General features: G+C 39.4%; 15 protein-coding genes and 1 pseudogene. 11 read left to right on the top strand and 5 right to left on the bottom strand.

Annotated elements, in window-relative coordinates; all coding sequences use genetic code 11:
- Positions 1–74: 74 nt before the first annotated feature.
- The 4 genes and pseudogenes from HXT43_RS03710 to HXT43_RS03695 all read left to right on the top strand — a co-directional run bounded on the left by HXT43_RS03710 (position 75) and on the right by HXT43_RS03695 (position 3,675).
- Entirely contained in the window at positions 75–359 is a 285-nt protein-coding gene (locus HXT43_RS03710) for a hypothetical protein (protein WP_004114737.1), read from the top strand.
- Positions 360–466: 107 nt separating this feature from the next.
- Complete coding sequence (locus HXT43_RS03705) at positions 467–1,945, top strand: Lsa family ABC-F type ribosomal protection protein (protein WP_004113321.1); 1,479 nt, start codon at positions 467–469, stop codon at positions 1,943–1,945.
- Positions 1,946–2,405: 460 nt separating this feature from the next.
- The gene (locus HXT43_RS03700; protein WP_004104930.1) at positions 2,406–2,891 is read left to right on the top strand and encodes an NUDIX hydrolase; all 486 of its coding nucleotides are present in this window, start codon (positions 2,406–2,408) and stop codon (positions 2,889–2,891) included.
- Between the two features lie 182 nt (positions 2,892–3,073).
- Positions 3,074–3,675: pseudogene (locus tag HXT43_RS03695) on the top strand (hypothetical protein).
- Between the two features lie 90 nt (positions 3,676–3,765).
- Here HXT43_RS03695 and HXT43_RS03690 read toward each other — a convergent pair.
- Together HXT43_RS03690 and HXT43_RS03685 are read right to left on the bottom strand one after the other, a co-directional pair.
- On the bottom strand, positions 3,766–4,143 hold the full coding sequence (locus HXT43_RS03690; RefSeq protein WP_032842276.1) for a type II toxin-antitoxin system death-on-curing family toxin: 378 nt from the start codon (positions 4,141–4,143) through the stop codon (positions 3,766–3,768).
- On the bottom strand, positions 4,140–4,388 hold the full coding sequence (locus HXT43_RS03685) for a prevent-host-death protein (protein WP_032842275.1): 249 nt from the start codon (positions 4,386–4,388) through the stop codon (positions 4,140–4,142). Before HXT43_RS03685 ends, HXT43_RS03690 begins: the two co-directional genes overlap by 4 nt.
- A 347-nt stretch (positions 4,389–4,735) precedes the next feature.
- Here HXT43_RS03685 and HXT43_RS03680 point away from each other — a divergent pair, with 347 nt between their 5' ends.
- From HXT43_RS03680 to HXT43_RS03665, 4 genes are all read left to right on the top strand, one after another.
- Positions 4,736–5,380 (top strand): helix-turn-helix transcriptional regulator, encoded by a 645-nt coding sequence (locus HXT43_RS03680; RefSeq protein ID WP_004573989.1) that lies wholly within the window; start codon positions 4,736–4,738, stop codon positions 5,378–5,380.
- Positions 5,381–5,580: 200 nt separating this feature from the next.
- A complete protein-coding gene (locus HXT43_RS03675) occupies positions 5,581–6,087 on the top strand; it encodes a GNAT family N-acetyltransferase (protein ID WP_004573993.1) in 507 nt (168 codons plus the stop codon).
- A 115-nt stretch (positions 6,088–6,202) separates the two neighbouring features.
- On the top strand, positions 6,203–7,162 hold the full coding sequence (locus tag HXT43_RS03670; protein WP_421780905.1) for a hypothetical protein: 960 nt from the start codon (positions 6,203–6,205) through the stop codon (positions 7,160–7,162).
- Between the two features lie 534 nt (positions 7,163–7,696).
- Complete coding sequence (locus HXT43_RS03665; RefSeq protein WP_004573997.1) at positions 7,697–7,942, top strand: hypothetical protein; 246 nt, start codon at positions 7,697–7,699, stop codon at positions 7,940–7,942.
- A 108-nt stretch (positions 7,943–8,050) separates the two neighbouring features.
- On the opposite strand, the gene HXT43_RS03660 is transcribed toward HXT43_RS03665, so the two are convergent.
- Positions 8,051–8,203, bottom strand: coding sequence for an IS3 family transposase (locus HXT43_RS03660; protein WP_116971428.1), 153 nt, complete (start codon positions 8,201–8,203; stop codon positions 8,051–8,053).
- A gap of 389 nt (positions 8,204–8,592) precedes the next feature.
- Positions 8,593–8,871, bottom strand: a complete 279-nt coding sequence (locus HXT43_RS03655) for a type II toxin-antitoxin system RelB/DinJ family antitoxin (protein ID WP_004573998.1) — start codon at positions 8,869–8,871, stop codon at positions 8,593–8,595.
- Positions 8,872–9,302: 431 nt separating this feature from the next.
- Between HXT43_RS03655 and HXT43_RS03650 the strand changes: the two genes are divergently transcribed.
- Genes HXT43_RS03650 through HXT43_RS03640 form a run of 3 tightly spaced genes read left to right on the top strand, consistent with a single transcriptional unit; the run spans position 9,303 to position 12,137 of the window.
- Complete coding sequence (locus HXT43_RS03650; RefSeq protein WP_116442651.1) at positions 9,303–10,412, top strand: ABC transporter ATP-binding protein; 1,110 nt, start codon at positions 9,303–9,305, stop codon at positions 10,410–10,412.
- Positions 10,413–10,422: 10 nt separating this feature from the next.
- Entirely contained in the window at positions 10,423–11,202 is a 780-nt protein-coding gene (locus HXT43_RS03645) for an ABC transporter (protein WP_162861581.1), read from the top strand.
- Positions 11,199–12,137 carry an ABC transporter permease gene (locus HXT43_RS03640; protein WP_116442652.1) on the top strand — a complete coding sequence of 313 codons (939 nt, stop codon included), beginning with the start codon at positions 11,199–11,201 and terminating at the stop codon, positions 12,135–12,137. Before HXT43_RS03645 ends, HXT43_RS03640 begins: the two co-directional genes overlap by 4 nt.
- 447 nt (positions 12,138–12,584) lie before the next feature.
- Here HXT43_RS03640 and HXT43_RS03635 read toward each other — a convergent pair whose 3' ends face one another.
- Positions 12,585–19,565, bottom strand: coding sequence for an Ig-like domain-containing protein (locus HXT43_RS03635; protein WP_421780902.1), 6,981 nt, complete (start codon positions 19,563–19,565; stop codon positions 12,585–12,587).
- Between the last annotated feature and the right edge of the window lie 335 nt (positions 19,566–19,900).

Here is a 19,900-nt window from a genome sequence, read left to right as displayed (position 1 = left end):
AAAGAAGCAATAAAACTTGATATAAGTTGGAATTAGAGCGTATATAGACATACCGATAAAGGAGGAAGCCGTATATGCTCTATGTAAAATTTGATGATTTCGAAGATGTTAGCGTCATGGGAAATGAGAAAGATCATGGAATGTTTATTCCGATTAAGGATGGGAATGTGTATGCTGAGTGCGAACGGTGCGGTGTAGTTGAAAGGATCACCTCACCATGCGAATTCATTGCTAGCACATTTAGGTCAAGAGTGAACTTCAATGAAGGTTATGAACTTTGCGAGAAGTGCTTGCAAGAGGTTGAGTTTGTTACTGTCGCTTTGAGAACTGGAAAATTACCTAATCGAGAATTGAAATGACTGAAAAGCAAAGCAGTGATAACCGTAGTAATACATGAAAAACTAAACGTTAAAAGGTGCACACACTTTGCACCCGGGCGGTAAATGATAATTTAGGGAGGCGTTTTATGTCAGTAATTAAAATTGAAAACCTCACTTTCTCATATTATGGATATGTAAAACCCATATTTAAAAATGTATCGTTTTCCTTTGATACAAACTGGAAAACGGGATTGATAGGAAGAAATGGAATCGGTAAATCAACTCTATTTAAGTTACTTTTAAATCAAGAAACTTATCAAGGTAAAATAAGCAAGGATGTTGAATTTATTAAATTTCCACCAAATATAAGCGATACTTCAAAATTAGGAATTGAGTTATATAAAGAACTAATATCAGATGATGAAGAATGGAAGTTATTTAGAGAACTCAGTTTGCTAAATGTAGATGAGAACCTTGTTTACAGAGAGTTTGAAACGCTTTCTAAAGGGGAACAAACAAAAATCCTTTTAGCTATTTTGTTTACAAGAGAAGATGGCTTTTTACTTATTGATGAACCAACAAACCATTTAGATATGGACGGAAGAAAAATTGTAAGTGAATATCTGAAAAGTAAAAAAGGATTTTTGCTTATATCTCATGATAGAGATTTTTTAGATGGTTGTATCAATCATGTTATTTCTATTAACAGGAATTCTATTGATGTCCAATCGGGAAATTTTACATCATGGTATGAAAACAAAGTGATGAAAGACCAATTTGAAATTAGTCAAAATGAGAGATTAAGAAAAGATATTAAACGATTAAAAGAGTCTGCAAGACAAAGTCAAATTTGGTCTGATAAAATTGAAAATACTAAAAATGGTGTAAAAGTATCAGGTGTAAAACCAGACAAAGGACATATAGGTCATCAATCAGCCAAGATGATGAAAAAATCTAAGAATTTGGAGAATAGACAAAACAAGGCAATAGAAGAAAAACAGAGTTTACTAAAAGATATCGAAACAAAGGAAAGTCTATTATTGCATCCATTACATCATCATAAAAATCCTCTAATATCGGTTAGCAATTTATCATCATGCTATGGAGAGAGACAGATCCTAAATAATGTAAGTTTCGAGATAAAGCAAGGCGACATAGTGGCTATATATGGGGGTAATGGTAGCGGAAAATCAACCTTGATTAAAATTTTATTAGGTATAAATCACGAGTATACAGGTGAGATAAAATTAGCAGGTAATTTAAAAATCTCGTATATTCCTCAAGACACATCTAATTTAACAGGTAGCCTAAATGAATATATTCACAAGCAAGATGTTGATGAAACATTGTGTAAAACAATTCTAAGAAAATTAGATTTTTCAAGAGAATTATTTGAAATGGATATGAAGAATTATAGTGATGGACAAAAAAAGAAAGTTTTAATTGCTGTAAGTTTCTCAAAGCCAGCTCATATATTTGTTTGGGACGAACCACTGAATTATATAGATGTAATATCAAGAATACAGATTGAGGAAATTATAAAAGAAGCAAAGCCTACACTCATATTTGTGGAACACGATAAGCGATTTGTAGAAGATATCGCTAATAAAATAATACAATTTTAAGTAAAATCCAAATCCCAGTTTGTAGTGCCTTAGACTTTTATCATCATACGACATTCCCCTTGCCAGTTTCTCTCCTGCAATGAACGTTAAGGCTCTTTTATTGATGCATGGTTATCATAAGGGTAGTCTTGATACACGTGAGACTGTCGTATTGATGTCAAGGGCTTAATAGGTGGGTGCATTTTTGCCCTTATGTAGCAGGGGTTTGCAGGGTCTATCGTTAAAAGGTTTAGCGTGTGGCGGCTTTAGGCTGGCTTGGCGTGGTTTTTGAGTGTGTTTTGGTTGTTTGAGGGAACATGTCAACGCTCTAGGGTCGAGTGCAATAAGTTCAATGACTGTTGCTTGTGCACAATGTGATATACAAATGTATCAATCACTTGGATTTTCGATTAAGATTGGGAACTTGTTTGCATTTGAACCATAAGTCACAGTCATTAGATAAAAAATAAAGGAGTAAACTATGGAATATAATTGCGGATTTATTAACGATAAAAAAGCATTTAGATATAGAGCAGCAGCTATCATAGTCGAAGAAGGTTGTGTGCTATTTGCAAGAAATGATGAGGACGACTATTTCTACTCAGTTGGCGGAGCGGTTCACATGGGCGAGACATCAGAAGAAGCCGTTAAGAGAGAAGTATTTGAAGAGACAGGTCTTAATTATGAAGTCGATCATCTTGCTGTCATACACGAGAACTTCTTCATCGGCAGCTCTGGCTTAAAAGGAGTAGACTTCCATGAGCTGACATTCTACTACATGATGAAGCCCATGGGCAAAAGAGATTTTACGAGCCAAAGCACTACAGAGTCAGGTGCTAAAGAGACGATGCATTGGTTACCTATAGATGAGCTTGATAAGTGCAAGGCTTACCCGACATTTATGAAAGAATATCTTAAATCGGAGCACAGTGGAATAGAGCATATAATTTCAGATGAAAGATATTAATGAATCCCGCTATTATGGTAAGAGATCGTTACATAAACATTATTTCATTGAAATTGACAAATAACCACCAATAGTATATTACAATAATTAACAGTACCCGACGCGCCTCTTAGCAATGCGGACCAAGTCGGGTCTTTTGATTTTTGGTCTATAACTCGATATTTAACAAGGGAGTTGTTCAAGTGGCGAATAGTAGGAAGTTTGTAGCAAAAACGAAAGATGTTAGCTTAACGGTCAGAAGAGCTGAGTCTTTTAGTATTAGTTATGTTAATTGTGAAAAAGATATATTTTGTGTTGAAGAAAATTAAGACGGTATAAAGTTCGTTCAAACAGAAAAAGTGTGGCTTTTTACTGGCTTAAGTGGCTTGCTAAAGGCAGTCCTGAGGTCATTGTTACGTTGCCGGAGAATGTTGATTTTTGTGAGATTGAAGCTGAGTCGAATCAAGTATTAGTAGCAGATATTAAAGCTGACAAGATTTATGCAGAAGTTCATAATGGCAGGGTGGAAGCAAGGAATGCTCAGGCGAATGATGTTTTTCTAAAGTGTCTTAATGGTTCTGCTGTGGCGCATAATGTTAAGGTTGTTGTTTCTTGCATGGTGGATACGTTAAATGGTACGAGTGTTTTAGAAGGAGAAATTACCAAGGGTGCATGTCTTGAAGTAGTTTGTGAGAATGGTATGGCTGAAGTTTGTGATAAGCATAAAGCAGATCTTGGGCGCAAAACAAATGGATGTGCTCACTATGCTGTGCATTGCTTGAATGGAAAAGCTGTAGTGAAGTAATACTGTTGTGGTGTTTTATGTCCGCTACTTTGACTAGTCACACGAAATAGAGTTTGGCATATTCTAAAAATGTTTTTAAATGTCGGAGTATTAGGCTTGGTGATTTTTAATCCAAGTGTAAAAGTCATTTTCATTTGCCTTGCCTGATGCAACTTTGAGAATAATATCAATCAGTTCTTCATCTTTATAAGACAACATAATGTTGTTGAGTGCCAGAAAGATTAGCATGACATGTGTGCCAATACGCTTATTGCCATCAATAAAAGGGTGGTTCTTTATAAGACCAAAAGCTAGACGGGCTGCCTTATCTAAAACAGATGGGAAAAGTTCATTCTCGTCAAATGTTTGCAGTGGAGTCTTTAATGCAGAATCAAGCATTCCTACATCTCGGATACCTGAAGAACCACCGCTTGTTTCAATCAGAGCCTGGTGAAGTTTAATCACCTGTTCTCGTGTTAAATACTTCATTTGGCAAGTTCCTCATAAACTTTTTTGTTCTTTTTGATGAACATGTTGGATAAAGCCATAACTTCATCGTCCGCTGGAACAGTAACTTTTTCAGTTTTGGTTTTTGGGAATTCTAAAATTACATAGCGAGGAGCGTTGTTTTTCAAAATAACAGCTGATCCGTACGTGTCAACAAGTCGCGCAACTTTAGAAAAGTTTTGATTTGCTTCGGAAATAGAAACAAGTGTGTCTGTATTTACATTCATATGCATAACCTCCATTTTTAGGAGAATTATAGCATATATTTTAGGATAAATAAATCCTAAGTATTTTGAGAGTTATTTTATAAATGACATATAGCCTATGTGTGCTCTAGTTGCTTGTGTTTTGGGGAACAAACCGTCGCAATGGTCGTAAAAAAGTTCCCTACATTATTTGATTTCTTATGCTGTTACAGTTGGTAACTATAGTGTTTCATCTTGTTTCTTTTTCCGTTGTAAATTATTTGTTAGTTTGTAATTAGGCGGTATCTAAATCAAATGTTTCAATACTAATTTGGTTTCCGTCAAGTAATTTCATGATGTGTAATAAGTGATTTGAAAGGAGTTGTGTTATGAGTAGCGTTATATCTTTGGGAGAAAAAATTAGAAAGGCTCGTCTAGAAGCTGGGTTGACGCAGGAGGAGCTTTCGGAATTATTGATGGTATCTCGTGCTGCTGTAGCAAAATGGGAAACGAATCGGGGTTTGCCGGATATCGAGAATCTGAAATTTATTGCATCTGCTCTAAGCGTGAGCGTTGATTATCTTTTGGATGAGAACAATAGCGTTGATTTTTCTATTACTAAGAAGCCTATTAATCTCAATAAATATTGTTTCGACGGTAGGGTGAGCAGTTTTAAGAAGTCGAAAATTAAAGAGCAGATTGTCTTAGATGAATATCCTGACTCAGAAATCAATATGCTAACTGTTGTTAAAACTTATAACAGTTCATCTGAGAAGATAGTGGATAATTTTGTTGGATGGTTTTCTACTCTCCTTGGAGGATTGCCATTGTTTGGCATATATGATTTCAGTAAAGCTGTCTCCACTCTTGGGGCTGATCAGTATTATTTGGTGGATAAAAAAGATAAGCAGTATTTCGTGCTTATAACTGATGAGTATATTATTAGCAGAATTATGGGAGTGGCGTTTAATAGTAAAAAGTTCCGTATTGGAGATAAGGAATTTATGAAAGTTGGTTTTCTTCGTAATAAGTAGTAAATAGGTGGAAAGAAAAATTTTATGGATTCGAAAAGCCTGCACTTATTGGAAAAATAAAAAAATTTTTCTTTAATAAGGTTTGTATGTGTGGTTTTTTTAAATAGTAATACTATTAAGGCTAAACAGCCTGGTATGGATTCTAATTTTAATAGAATCGTATTCTTATTAGAATTGCATATTAAGAATAAGGAGAACTTATGAAATTAATTAGACCAGATAGTAAATATATTCAAGGTTATATAGAAGCAAATGAAGAAGATGAAATTTTTAGGCCGAATGCAGAAAGACGTTTTAGAAATTATGACACAATTATAGAGAGTTCTTATAACTATGAACATGGTATAAATCTGCCTGAAAATTATGTTAGAGCTACTACATTTTGGCTGATAGATAATGAAAAATTTATTGGTGAAATTAATATTAGGCATGAATTAAATTCTTTTTTAATTAACTATGGTGGTCACATAGGGTACGAAATTAGGCAATCTGAATGTATGAAGGGTTATGGAACAAAAATGCTTTCTATGGCACTTACATATTGTAAAGAGACTCTGAATCTACATAAAGTTTTGATTACATGTGATGATGACAATATTGGATCGATAAAAGTTATAGAAAATAATGGTGGAATTTTGGAGAACAAAGTGAAAAATAGCTTATCAAGAGGAAATGTTACGACAAGAAGGTATTGGATTAATATATAGGAAAAAGATTAAATTTTATCTATACTGACCACTCAATCGTGGCTTAGGACAATTTTTAGACATTTTGTATAATCAAAGCACTATATTCCGTGATTGCATTTTCTGGAGAAAGATGATGAGTGAGACGAATGTAAGGCCAGTGCTTTTCAAGCATGCTTTTTGGGGTCATGTGATTACAGAAACTGTTGCTAGCGTTTGCACGCTTATTATTGCGCTGCTTGTACAGCAGTTCGTAGGGCACCGCGTACTAGGTTGGGAAACTGTGGTCATACTCGCGTTGAGTGTTGTGGTGTTTTCGCTGCTAAGTGCAGCGTATCTGCAGTGGGATAGGCATCGCAGACCAGATGACGGATCTGGCGATTTGCTTATCGGAATCATCGATTTTGTGCTCAGGCTGCTGGTGACTTCTGGTATTGCTTTATTGCTTGTTTCCAATACTACGCTGCTAAGCATTATTATTGGTGCAGCGATTACTAGTGTGTTGCTGTTTGTTTTTGAAAAGCCTTGGCAGCCAGGTATGACGGATGCGCAATTACAGGAAGCTTCAAAGAAATCGGTTGAGCTTGGCGTTCAAATGCTTGAAGAAGAACGCGTAAAGCGCGCCGAGGTGAGAAACAAGATTGCATTACAGCATGCGAGCGCAGGTAAAACAGACACTCCTAGAGGTACGTCTCTAACATTCTCATCGTTAATCGTTGCGAATATGCTGATGGAAGCAGTATATGCTGTTGTTACATTTTTGCTTGCATTGATGCTGCAATGGTGGATGCTTTGTACTATCGCTGGCTGGAGCACGCTACTCGTCATATTCTTTGGCAATATGCTATTTTCTTGCGCGGCGGCTGCGATTATGGTTCTGATGGGCGCATTGAAGGCTGATCAACAGAAATGCCTAACAAAAAGTTGGCCTTTCTTAGTTATTGTTGTACTGCTTCGACTGCTGATCTTTGGTGTTCTCGCTTGGCTTCTTACACCGAGTTTGGTATGGGTAAGCGTAGTTGTTGGCATTGTTCTTACAGATATTGTTCTCGTTATCAAGTGGCACCCATGGAGAAGAACCGCAGTAGCTGCGTAAGATTTTGTAAGACTGTTTTCTTCTCTTTTGAGCAAAGGGTTCTACGTAACCTGTTATATCTTTCCTTTTTCCTTGCTATTAGTATTTATAGTTTTTGTTTAAAAAACTTAACAGCCATTTCATAAACAAATGTAACAGTTTTTTACGTGTTATATCTTGGCAATGTTGTATTAAAAAGAGCAGCATGTTTCGCATATCTCCATCGTGTTTTCTTTGCACTGGTTTTACCATTCTTAACCATCTTGTTGCTACATACACTACCAATGGGATTATTGCAAGAGTTCATCATTTAATTACAACAGTAGATTAGGTTAGTTTCATTAGAGTATTCTAATTGTAGTCTATTTGCATAATTTAGTATTTGGGGGAATAACCCTATTTCTATTTGTTACAAGTAAAACTTAGAGCACCTTATACATTTTATGTGTTATCAAAAATAACAACAACAATTGTATGGCAAAAAATTATTGGATAGAATGAGTATTAAACCTATTTGGTGTGCGACTCCGTGGAGTAAGTGAGGAGAATATTCTTATGTACAAGGTTCTTATGTTCGTGCTGAAGTTGGTTCTGTTTACAGCTGTGAATTTTATGTTCCTTTACTTGTCGATGGTGGTATTCGGCCATGATTTTGGTGTGATGTTCAAAACGTATGGGAATGCGCTCGGTCCGCTTATGTTCATGCTTGCTTTGATGACAACGATGTCGTTGCCTAATGAAGGAACCATTTTTGAGGATAAGCGGCAAAAAAGTGTGTCTAAAAACCCGAGTTATCGTTGAAATACCACGGAAAACTCGCTGTTATTAAGCTAAAAAAGCTTAACATTCAGCATTACTTGACATTGAAAACAAAAGGGGCTTAGGACAATTTTTAGACATTTTGCGCAATCATAGCACGATGTTCCATAATTGTCTTTTAAGCCCCATTTTAATTCTGTGATTGTTGTAAAAATCAATATAAGTATGAATAGCTTGACGTAATTCTTCTGTACTATCCCAGCTACTGCGACTTAGATAACAAATTGCGAAAAAGTTATGCAATGAGAACGTTATTTGCAATTTTTATATTGCGAGCATGCTGTTAGCGATTAAGCCCTCACTTTGGTGTAAATTCATTTCCTTCCCTTTATCTGCTATTTTTATGTTCAAACTCAAACGAGAAAATAAGCGGGGCTTCCTACCATCACGGTGCTTGATCGTATTATCTGATGTAGTAATGCGAACATAAAAATCGTGTATGACAGTCGAAAAATCCCATTCGTGCAATTGTGTTGCAATATGCGATACAGTATTTTATGGTGTGTGTATGGAGGTTGGTTGATATGGCAGTTACTAAAAGTGCGAATGTGAGTGTGAGAATATCATCCTCTAGTAAATAAACAAGTAACCAGTCTGGCTTGATGTGGCATTCGTGAACTTAACGTTGTACATCAGTCTTGCAACAACGCTTTCTTAAGGTCTTCCATAGAGGAATACGATGGTACGTTAGGGTCTCTGGAAATTCTTCTAGCTTCTTCCATAGCAGCCAGTGATTCAGTGTTATATTGTGACTGCTTAATTATGAATGGGAAACCGCCTTCCATTATGGAAGTTCGTAAGAAAATATTGATAGCATCAGTGACGGAAATTCCGAAGCTGTCAAATAAGTCTTCAGCACTTTGTTTTACACTTGGTTCAATACGTATGTTGATGTTTGCAGTTTTAGACATATTATTACTTCCAACTACTTATAATGTATTGCAAATGTTAAACAAATGTTTTGTGGTTGCTTATATTTGAGTTTTTGACGTAATGCTCATATAATTTTCCACGTAAAGCACATTTAAGTTTATGAGGTGTTGCGCTATGACTGCCCAAATGATCGCTAGTCTTAAGAACGGTTTGAAAGGCATATAAAAGCACATAAAACAGCTTAAGATACATATTCTTTAGCAGTATTAAACACGCATTGCACATGATGTTTGTCATTATGTTTGCACGTGCGCGTTGGTTTTTACACGTTTTTTGCATGTTTTTGCGCGTTCTTATCGTTTCTTGTAAGCAAGCGTTATCTTTTTATCTAACTGATTTTCATTGTTGAAATTTATTCAATAATAGTAAGAATTAAGCTTTAATAACAAGTAAGAACGAAGCAATAATAATGAATAATAATATAGAAAACGCAACTGATAGTCGCGATAACAATAATAAGCAGTCAACTAGCAACTTAATATTGTGTATTGATAATGTAACAAGATCTTATTCTCGTGGATTCGGTCGTAAGAAAACAACTCGCCAAGTTTTACATAACGTATCTTTTGATATTCATTCTGGTGAAATATTTTGCTTGCTTGGTCCGAATGGTGCAGGTAAAACAACTACTGTGAAAATTGTTGGTACGTTGTTAGCTCCTGATAGTGGTAGTGTTCGCATTGCTAGTATTGATGTTGTGAGTAATCCTCGAGAAGCGCGTAAGCACGTGTCGTTACTTCTTGGAGGTGAGCGAGGATTTTATCAAAGGTTAAGTGCATTAGATAATCTTCGTTATTTTGCGGATCTTTCTGCTGTTCCATATAGGGAGCAAGGTAAGCGTATTCATGATGCTCTTGAGCAAGTTGATTTACTTGATAAAGCTCATGATGCTGTTCAAACTTTTTCAAGGGGAATGTGGCAGCGATTGCATATTGCTCGATCGCTGGTTGCTAGAACGGATCTTATGCTTTTAGATGAGCCTACCACTGGTTTGGATCCTGAAAATGCTAGGAAAGTACGTGAAATTATTCATGCTTTACGAGATCAAGGAATAGCGATTTTGCTAACTACGCATGAGATGAGTGAGGCTGAAAAATTAGCTGATACTGTTGCTGTAATAAATCACGGTAATATTATCGCTCAGGGAAGTGTGCAGCAGTTGGCTTCTTTGCAGCATATTGATCATGTAACAATGTACGCGTATGACGGTGAAGTATCAAGCGGAACTCCTAGTGTTAAGGAAGAATTGCAAAAACTTGACGGAGTGTTGTGGTGTGATGTTTTTGAATCACACGGAGTGTTAAACATTACTATCGCGTGGAGCAAAACAGTATCTCAAGAACGAAATATTAAAATTCCTGTTGATGGGATTACACGTTTAGGTGATCGCGCTGCAAGTTTGGAAGAAACGTATCTTGCTATTGTGCAAAATGATAATATTTCTGCATCAAATACTTCTACTTCTACTTCTGCTGCTACGCTGTCTTCCTCGCCGTCCTTGCTCCCATTAAGTAAGTAGGAGGCTTAATATGAATACTTCTACTCGTTCATACGCTTCTGTGATTCGTGGCATGTGGTTTCAGCTTAAAAGCTTAGCAAAAACAACGTTTTTCTTGCAAAATGCGATACTTGCTCCAGTATGTTTTGCGTTGATGAAAATTGTTGCCTACTATGGTTTTTCTCATGATTGTACCAACTGCCTTAATAATATTTGGGTTGATTCTTCTATAGCTGGATTATGGTCTGCTACAACTACTGCTGTTGGAATTATTGGATACCAGCGTTATTTAGGAACATTACAATATTTAACTTTAAGTGTCATCTCACCTGCTGCAGTGTTTCTTCCTATTGTAGGATCCGCAGCTTTACTTGGGTGCATTGGTATGCCGCTTGCGATTATTACCGTTGCTGTTTTCTGCCATGGGTTCTTTATGATAACATTCACGCAGTTAGTTGGATACTTACTTTCTATGCTTGCTTGCGTAGCTTCTGCTGCATTATTATCTGGAATTTTTGTATTATGCCGTAAAGCTACAGTTTATGAAGGTTTGATTTTAATTCCTGTATGGATGCTTTGCGGAATAGTAATCCCTGTAGAATCAATGTCATTGCCAGTTCGCGTTATTGCGTTTATTCATCCGCTTACGTCTGCAGTGTGGGTGGCTCATGCGCAATCGTTTAATGCTACTACTGTGTTAGCGATTGTGTTATGTGTTGTATTATCTAGCGTTTTGCTTGTTATTGCAGGTTCTATGTTACGTCATGCTATTCGACTTGCAACGCTTAATGGAAGTTTGAACATAATATGATACGAAATAATAATCAGGTTGAAACTATGCGAAATAAAATTATTCAAAATAGTAAGTGCGCTAGATTGCATCAATATAATCAATATTCACAGTATGGTCACGTGAGCGTGTTATCTAGTATACGAACTGGTGCAAGAGTGAGTATACAGAGTATACCTAGCTTAAATAGTTGGAATACTGCTGTTATTCGTATGATTATTGAGCCTCTTTTATCCACGTTCTTATACGTTTTTCTAGCTGGAGCTGTAAGCGGAGGATTCAATGGAGCAGCTAGTGTAGCGACTAGCGCTGGTTTTAATCATAGTTTGATTGCTTCAACTCTTGCTGCTGTGATGGGTGCGTGTTCTATTTCCACAAGTATGACTGTGTCAGAAGCACTAGCATGGGATCGTTTTGAAGGCACAACACCATTCGTGCTTACAAGCGCGAAAGTTGCATTACCATTATGGTTCGGTCGTATTATTGCGCTCGTGACTATTTCTTTAGTGAGTGATGCTGTGACTTTGTTTATAACAATGCTTGTAGTAAGCCCAAGTGCTTTCTTTGTGATTAATATGAGTGTGTTGATGCTGTTGTTCCTTATTGTTCCTGTTGCTTCTACGGGATTTGGTATCGCTATAGCTGCTATAAGCATGATGATGAATGATGTTTATACTATTTCTAACGCGCTTAGTGCAATACTTCCTATTGTTTGTGGTGTGATTGCTCCAATTAGCGTATTTCCTAAGATGATGCAATACGTGTTATACGTGATTCCAGTAACTCATGTTACTCAAGCATCTCGTAGCATAGTTGATGGTTCTGTAAATGTTGACGTATCGTTACTTGTGATTCTTATTGTTGGTGCGTTGTGGGCAATTGTCGGTGTGATCATATGGAATGTTGGTGTGGCGATTCAACGACGTAAAGGTACTTTAACAAATATAGGATTTTAGGTAATAAATATGTGAATTTAGTTAATTAAATAAGGATTTTATTAGCGGGTAGGTGTGGGTGATACTAAAAGCATATTGATTATTGCGTAAGATTGTTCAGCAAACTATTAAGCCAATCTTAAACCTTTTAACGATAGCCTTTCTATCGTTAAAAAGTGCACTTATTTTGCCTATACATCTGTTTATGTGCGGAAATGTTGTTTAAGAACAATTTTTATATTGCAATTCTGTCAAAAATTGTTTTTTATTGATTTTATTATCGCTTATTTGAATATATTCAAAGATGGTTCTTCTTAAATAAGATATGTTTTGAATCACAATACAAGAGTTTATATGTGTAAGTGAGCAGCGATATAGAAAAAGGAGCTGGGTTTGTGGCTCAGCTCCTTTTTCTTAATTATTTTCAATTATTAGTTTACTTTTGTTTAATTTTGTAGGTGAACTTTTTTACTCGCGATTCTTCTTGCGAGAGAAGAATGCTGCTGCAGCTCCCAGTACACCAATCATTGCGCTGATCAATCCTACTCGTTCCACTTCAGCACCAGTCTTTACTAATTGGGACGAATGCTTTGCAGGAACCTTGTTGCCAGACTTAGTAGATACGTTGGAACCTGAAGCACCAGTGGATGCATTACCAGCTTTGCCGTTGCCAGCATTACCGGTTTCAGCGTTACCAGCGTTGTTAGACGTGGAATTGTTACCCGAATCAGATTCAGAACCATTGCTGTTTCCAGTCTCAGAACCAGAACCGGAACCAGAATCAGAACCGGAATCAGAATCAGAACCGGAATCAGAACCAGAATTTCCGCCGTTGTTTCCGGCTTTACCAGTGGCTTCGTCGGAAGTGTTGTTACCCTTCTTATCTTTAGCGGTTACGCTGCTACCGTCTTTGACTTTGTTTGCTGGAATAGTGACTTTACCAGTTCCTTCATCAACGGTTACGCCTTCTGGAGTGTTTTCACCCTTCCACTTGCCGTCATTGCCTTTCTTGACAGTGATGGTCTTCGGGTTGGTTTCACCTTCTGGCGTATAAGTGATTTCCAGAGTATCAGTACCGGCTGCTGGTGTTACGTCAACGGAACCATCATTTTGAGGCGTGACGGTTGGAGCAGTTGGTTTTGCTGCTGGTGTTTCACCGGTTACGGTCGTGTTGACTGGGTCTCCGGTTACGCCATCCTTGCTTGGAGTGAGTGTGAGGGTGGTGTTCGGGTCTTGCTTATCAATATCGACAGTGAAGTTTCCGTCGTTTCCAGCGGTTACCTTACCAACTTCTTTACCGTTCTTGCTGATAGTGACTGTTGCGCCTGGAGTGGTTTTACCACTCACGGTTGTCTTGTTGTTACCAGTCTTGTTTTCAGCTTTCGGATTGCTGACAGTTGGTTTTGCTGCTGGTGTTTCACCGGTTACGGTCGTGTTGACTGGGTCTCCGGTTACGCCATCCTTGCTTGGAGTGAGTGTGAGGGTGGTGTTCGGGTCTTGCTTATCAATATCGACAGTGAAGTTTCCGTCGTTTCCAGCGGTTACCTTACCAACTTCTTTACCGTTCTTGCTGATAGTGACTGTTGCGCCTGGAGTGGTTTTACCACTCACGGTTGTCTTGTTGTTACCAGTCTTGTTTTCAGCTTTCGGATTGCTGACAGTTGGTTTTGCTGCTGGTGTTTCACCGGTTACGGTCGTGTTGACTGGGTCTCCGGTTACGCCATCCTTGCTTGGAGTGAGTGTGAGGGTGGTGTTCGGGTCTTGCTTATCAATATCGACAGTGAAGTTTCCGTCGTTTCCAGCGGTTACCTTACCAACTTCTTTACCGTTCTTGCTGATAGTGACTGTTGCGCCTGGAGTGGTTTTACCACTCACGGTTGTCTTGTTGTTACCAGTCTTGTTTTCAGCTTTCGGATTGCTGACAGTTGGTTTTGCTGCTGGTGTTTCACCGGTTACGGTCGTGTTGACTGGGTCTCCGGTTACGCCATCCTTGCTTGGAGTGAGTGTGAGGGTGGTGTTCGGGTCTTGCTTATCAATATCGACAGTGAAGTTTCCGTCGTTTCCAGCGGTTACCTTACCAACTTCTTTACCGTTCTTGCTGATAGTGACTGTTGCGCCTGGAGTGGTTTTACCACTCACGGTTGTCTTGTTGTTACCAGTCTTGTTTTCAGCTTTCGGATTGCTGACAGTTGGTTTTGCTGCTGGTGTTTCACCGGTTACGGTCGTGTTGACTGGGTCTCCGGTTACGCCATCCTTGCTTGGAGTGAGTGTGAGGGTGGTGTTCGGGTCTTGCTTATCAATATCGACAGTGAAGTTTCCGTCGTTTCCAGCGGTTACCTTACCAACTTCTTTACCGTTCTTGCTGATAGTGACTGTTGCGCCTGGAGTGGTTTTACCACTCACGGTTGTCTTGTTGTTACCAGTCTTGTTTTCAGCTTTCGGATTGCTGACAGTTGGTTTTGCTGCTGGTGTTTCACCGGTTACGGTCGTGTTGACTGGGTCTCCGGTTACGCCATCCTTGCTTGGAGTGAGTGTGAGGGTGGTGTTCGGGTCTTGCTTATCAATATCGACAGTGAAGTTTCCGTCGTTTCCAGCGGTTACCTTACCAACTTCTTTACCGTTCTTGCTGATAGTGACTGTTGCGCCTGGAGTGGTTTTACCACTCACGGTTGTCTTGTTGTTACCAGTCTTGTTTTCAGCTTTCGGATTGCTGACAGTTGGTTTTGCTGCTGGTGTTTCACCGGTTACGGTCGTGTTGACTGGGTCTCCGGTTACGCCATCCTTGCTTGGAGTGAGTGTGAGGGTGGTGTTCGGGTCTTGCTTATCAATATCGACAGTGAAGTTTCCGTCGTTTCCAGCGGTTACCTTACCAACTTCTTTACCGTTCTTGCTGATAGTGACTGTTGCGCCTGGAGTGGTTTTACCACTCACGGTTGTCTTGTTGTTACCAGTCTTGTTTTCAGCTTTCGGATTGCTGACAGTTGGTTTTGCTGCTGGTGTTTCACCGGTTACGGTCGTGTTGACTGGGTCTCCGGTTACGCCATCCTTGCTTGGAGTGAGTGTGAGGGTGGTGTTCGGGTCTTGCTTATCAATATCGACAGTGAAGTTTCCGTCGTTTCCAGCGGTTACCTTACCAACTTCTTTACCGTTCTTGCTGATAGTGACTGTTGCGCCTGGAGTGGTTTTACCACTCACGGTTGTCTTGTTGTTACCAGTCTTGTTTTCAGCTTTCGGATTGCTGACAGTTGGTTTTGCTGCTGGTGTTTCACCGGTTACGGTCGTGTTGACTGGGTCTCCGGTTACGCCATCCTTGCTTGGAGTGAGTGTGAGGGTGGTGTTCGGGTCTTGCTTATCAATATCGACAGTGAAGTTTCCGTCGTTTCCAGCGGTTACCTTACCAACTTCTTTACCGTTCTTGCTGATAGTGACTGTTGCGCCTGGAGTGGTTTTACCACTCACGGTTGTCTTGTTGTTACCAGTCTTGTTTTCAGCTTTCGGATTGCTGACAGTTGGTTTTGCTGCTGGTGTTTCACCGGTTACGGTCGTGTTGACTGGGTCTCCGGTTACGCCATCCTTGCTTGGAGTGAGTGTGAGGGTGGTGTTCGGGTCTTGCTTATCAATATCGACAGTGAAGTTTCCGTCGTTTCCAGCGGTTACCTTACCAACTTCTTTACCGTTCTTGCTGATAGTGACTGTTGCGCCTGGAGTGGTTTTACCACTCACGGTTGTCTTGTTGTTACCAGTCTTGTTTTCAGCTTTCGGATTGCTGACAGTTGGTTTTGCTGCTGGTGTTTCACCGGTTACGGTCGTGTTGACTGGGTCTCCGGTTACGCCATCCTTGCTTGGAGTGAGTGTGAGGGTGGTGTTCGGGTCTTGCTTATCAATATCGACAGTGAAGTTTCCGTCGTTTCCAGCGGTTACCTTACCAACTTCTTTACCGTTCTTGCTGATAGTGACTGTTGCGCCTGGAGTGGTTTTACCACTCACGGTTGTCTTGTTGTTACCAGTCTTGTTTTCAGCTTTCGGATTGCTGACAGTTGGTTTTGCTGCTGGTGTTTCACCGGTTACGGTCGTGTTGACTGGGTCTCCGGTTACGCCATCCTTGCTTGGAGTGAGTGTGAGGGTGGTGTTCGGGTCTTGCTTATCAATATCGACAGTGAAGTTTCCGTCGTTTCCAGCGGTTACCTTACCAACTTCTTTACCGTTCTTGCTGATAGTGACTGTTGCGCCTGGAGTGGTTTTACCACTCACGGTTGTCTTGTTGTTACCAGTCTTGTTTTCAGCTTTCGGATTGCTGACAGTTGGTTTTGCTGCTGGTGTTTCACCGGTTACGGTCGTGTTGACTGGGTCTCCGGTTACGCCATCCTTGCTTGGAGTGAGTGTGAGGGTGGTGTTCGGGTCTTGCTTATCAATATCGACAGTGAAGTTTCCGTCGTTTCCAGCGGTTACCTTACCAACTTCTTTACCGTTCTTGCTGATAGTGACTGTTGCGCCTGGAGTGGTTTTACCACTCACGGTTGTCTTGTTGTTACCAGTCTTGTTTTCAGCTTTCGGATTGCTGACAGTTGGTTTTGCTGCTGGTGTTTCACCGGTTACGGTCGTGTTGACTGGGTCTCCGGTTACGCCATCCTTGCTTGGAGTGAGTGTGAGGGTGGTGTTCGGGTCTTGCTTATCAATATCGACAGTGAAGTTTCCGTCGTTTCCAGCGGTTACCTTACCAACTTCTTTACCGTTCTTGCTGATAGTGACTGTTGCGCCTGGAGTGGTTTTACCACTCACGGTTGTCTTGTTGTTACCAGTCTTGTTTTCAGCTTTCGGATTGCTGACAGTTGGTTTTGCTGCTGGTGTTTCACCGGTTACGGTCGTGTTGACTGGGTCTCCGGTTACGCCATCCTTGCTTGGAGTGAGTGTGAGGGTGGTGTTCGGGTCTTGCTTATCAATATCGACAGTGAAGTTTCCGTCGTTTCCAGCGGTTACCTTACCAACTTCTTTACCGTTCTTGCTGATAGTGACTGTTGCGCCTGGAGTGGTTTTACCACTCACGGTTGTCTTGTTGTTACCAGTCTTGTTTTCAGCTTTCGGATTGCTGACAGTTGGCTTCACGGTTATGGTTAGCTTTGCGGTGCCGGTTTTTCCTGCCGAATCTTTTACCGTGAAGGTTATAGTATGTGTGCCAACTTCCTTCGGCTGCATGTTCTTAACAGTAAGATCCAACACTTGTTCCTGATCAGTGTCAGTGGTTTTTGAAACACTTGCACGACCATTAACGATATCGGTAGCTTGAATAAGATTGGCGCCCGTTAATGCCTGTATATAGTTGATTTCTTCAACCTTCACATCATCTTTAGCAACAATGTGAATCTTCAGATCTTGCCCAACTGCTACAGACAATGAATCGGCAGTAGCAGTAATTGTTGGGTTTTGAGTATCCTTAGGCGCAGTAGCTTGTTTTTTCTCACTTTTTTCTGAAGTTAGTTCAAATCCTTGAATTGTTACTTTAGGAGTCTTTTCATCAGGCTTCTTTACAGTCGTTGTTGCATACACGACGCCTTCAGGAATTTCACCATTAACAGTAATCTCCGCTTTACCATTCTTAATTGTTGTAGTAGAGCCGATTTCCTTGTTATCTTTACCAAACAGTTTAACTGTTGTAGTAGTGCCTTCAGGAATGCCGCTTCCAACAGATACTGTTACTTTCTGCCCTGTTCTTCCAGCAAGATTAGTCAGATCAGTGTCGATAACTGGTTTCTGTGGTTTAACATTGATGGTTACATTTGTAAAACTCGTGGAATTATCGGAGTATGTTCCCTTAATCCTATTGGTAAATACGCCAACTGTATTAGTGTTTGGAGCAGTGCTGTTCCACTTTAATGTTGGTTGTTTGTCAAGCTTGCTGCCATCTTTAACAGTTACAAAATTGTCAATTTCTGTCAATTGCGGTAATTTTCCACCAACTGTAGTATCAATGGTTTTACCGGTAAGAGGATGTTCTTTAGAAAGTTTTGTCTTTTTAGTAACTTTGACTTTAACTTTGCGTGCGGTAACGTTGCCAGAGCCATCCTCGGAAGTAATAGTTACTGTCTTGTTGTTCATTTTATTAGTAACAGTGATGTCGCCTGATGAAAGCGGTTTGTCTTCGCTTCCATCGCCTTGCTTGGTTATAGGAGTGTCCGTTAAACCAGAAATGCTAAACTTCTCAATATGACCCTTGTTATCGGTGGTAGTGAAGCTTAGATTATCGCCTTCCGTGAGTTCAATGGTCTGATTATCGTCGGTTATTTCAGTTTTGCCATGATAAATTTTTGGCGCTTTGTTGTCGGCTTTATTGCGCTTTAACTTATCATCTTTGTCTTCATCATTGCTTGGATCTCTACCAGAAATAACTGTGTATGCAGAACTTGTAGTTTTTCCCCAAGAACCGCTATTTGCCCATGTCCATGCGTTTTGAATGTTTGCATACTTTTCGTTATAATTGTCTGCGTTTTTATTAATGGCTCCTGGACGAAGCTTTAATTCTGCATGCATATGATACGCAACATCGTCATACGGTTTAGCAACTGTTATACCCAAACCGTAATTTTTGTTATACTGCGAACCATTATTAAAAGCATACAATGCTTGATCTCCAGCCATTCGACTAATAAGAGATTCATTTGCGTTTCCATGGAAGATTTGACCTAAATCGGTATAAAGTTTATTACCAGGATTAAGTCCTATACCTACCTGATAAAGAGCATAACCATCTTTGCCAAAATGCTGATCAGTTTTTCTCATGTCAGGTACAGAGAATGATAGGGAATCATCTTTCACAAAAGCTTCTGGATCTTGCGAAAGAATGTGACCTTTGGTTTTCGGTCTGTACGCATCGTACCTAAGATTAGTAACCGTATCAGATTTATATAACCCATTTGAATCCAAGTCTGCAATTGCATATGGTACCTGCCATAAGTACCATTGCTTGTTAGATTTAGATACCATTGACTCAGCATTGTTGTTGAAGAAAACATCGAAAATAAGATAATCAGAGTTGTCACGTGTTTCCACATGTGCATACATAGCTGTTCTATCATTAACGAATTTCCAATTATTATCAGACCCTTCTTCGTCTGATTTTATTTCTGTTGCATTGCTGTTTCTACCGCGTACTCTTCTGAATTCAAGAATATTTGGATACTGCAACCAAGGTTTCTTTTCGCCTAGTGGAACATATTCGTGATTTTGAGACTCAGCAACCGTGCTATTCGTAAGACTTCTAACTACTCTAGACTGTGTTGGTGTAGGAAGTGGTGTGCGCGTCGTAACAGCCATTGCAGGCTGGCTGCCTAAGCAGGTTGCTGCTGTCAACAAAGCAGCCATTGTTGCTAACGGAAGTGTGTGTACTTTGTGTGCAGAACGCTTTCTAGAAGATTTTGATGATGATGTATGTTTTGAAGGATTAGCGGTAGTCATAACAATCTCCTTAATTTTCCCTAATCTTTAATGAATTTTTAAATAAATAGAACGAATTCTATGACAAATCTCTCCAATGCCAGTAATAAAACTCTCTATTTAAATGGGTCTATTTAAAATTCTATCATTTTTTGTTATTTTTCATGATATTTTTCAGTTTTAAATTAGTTTAGACTGTAAAATTTCCTACGGGGGGGGGGGGGTGCTCTAAAAGAAAATTTTTTGCTAAATGTTATAACAACATATATTTTTTCGAAAATTTCTTATTATTTTCGTAATCTGTAATACGTCTTATGGTGTGTCGCAAATTTGTGATTGGGTAATCGCTGAACAAA

Source organism: Gardnerella sp. DNF01195 (genome assembly GCF_049244175.1).
GTDB classification, from domain to species: Bacteria; Actinomycetota; Actinomycetes; order Actinomycetales; family Bifidobacteriaceae; genus Bifidobacterium; species Bifidobacterium leopoldii.
The sequence above is the reverse complement of the archived record's forward strand: the minus strand, read 5'-3'. Positions and strand labels throughout refer to the sequence as shown.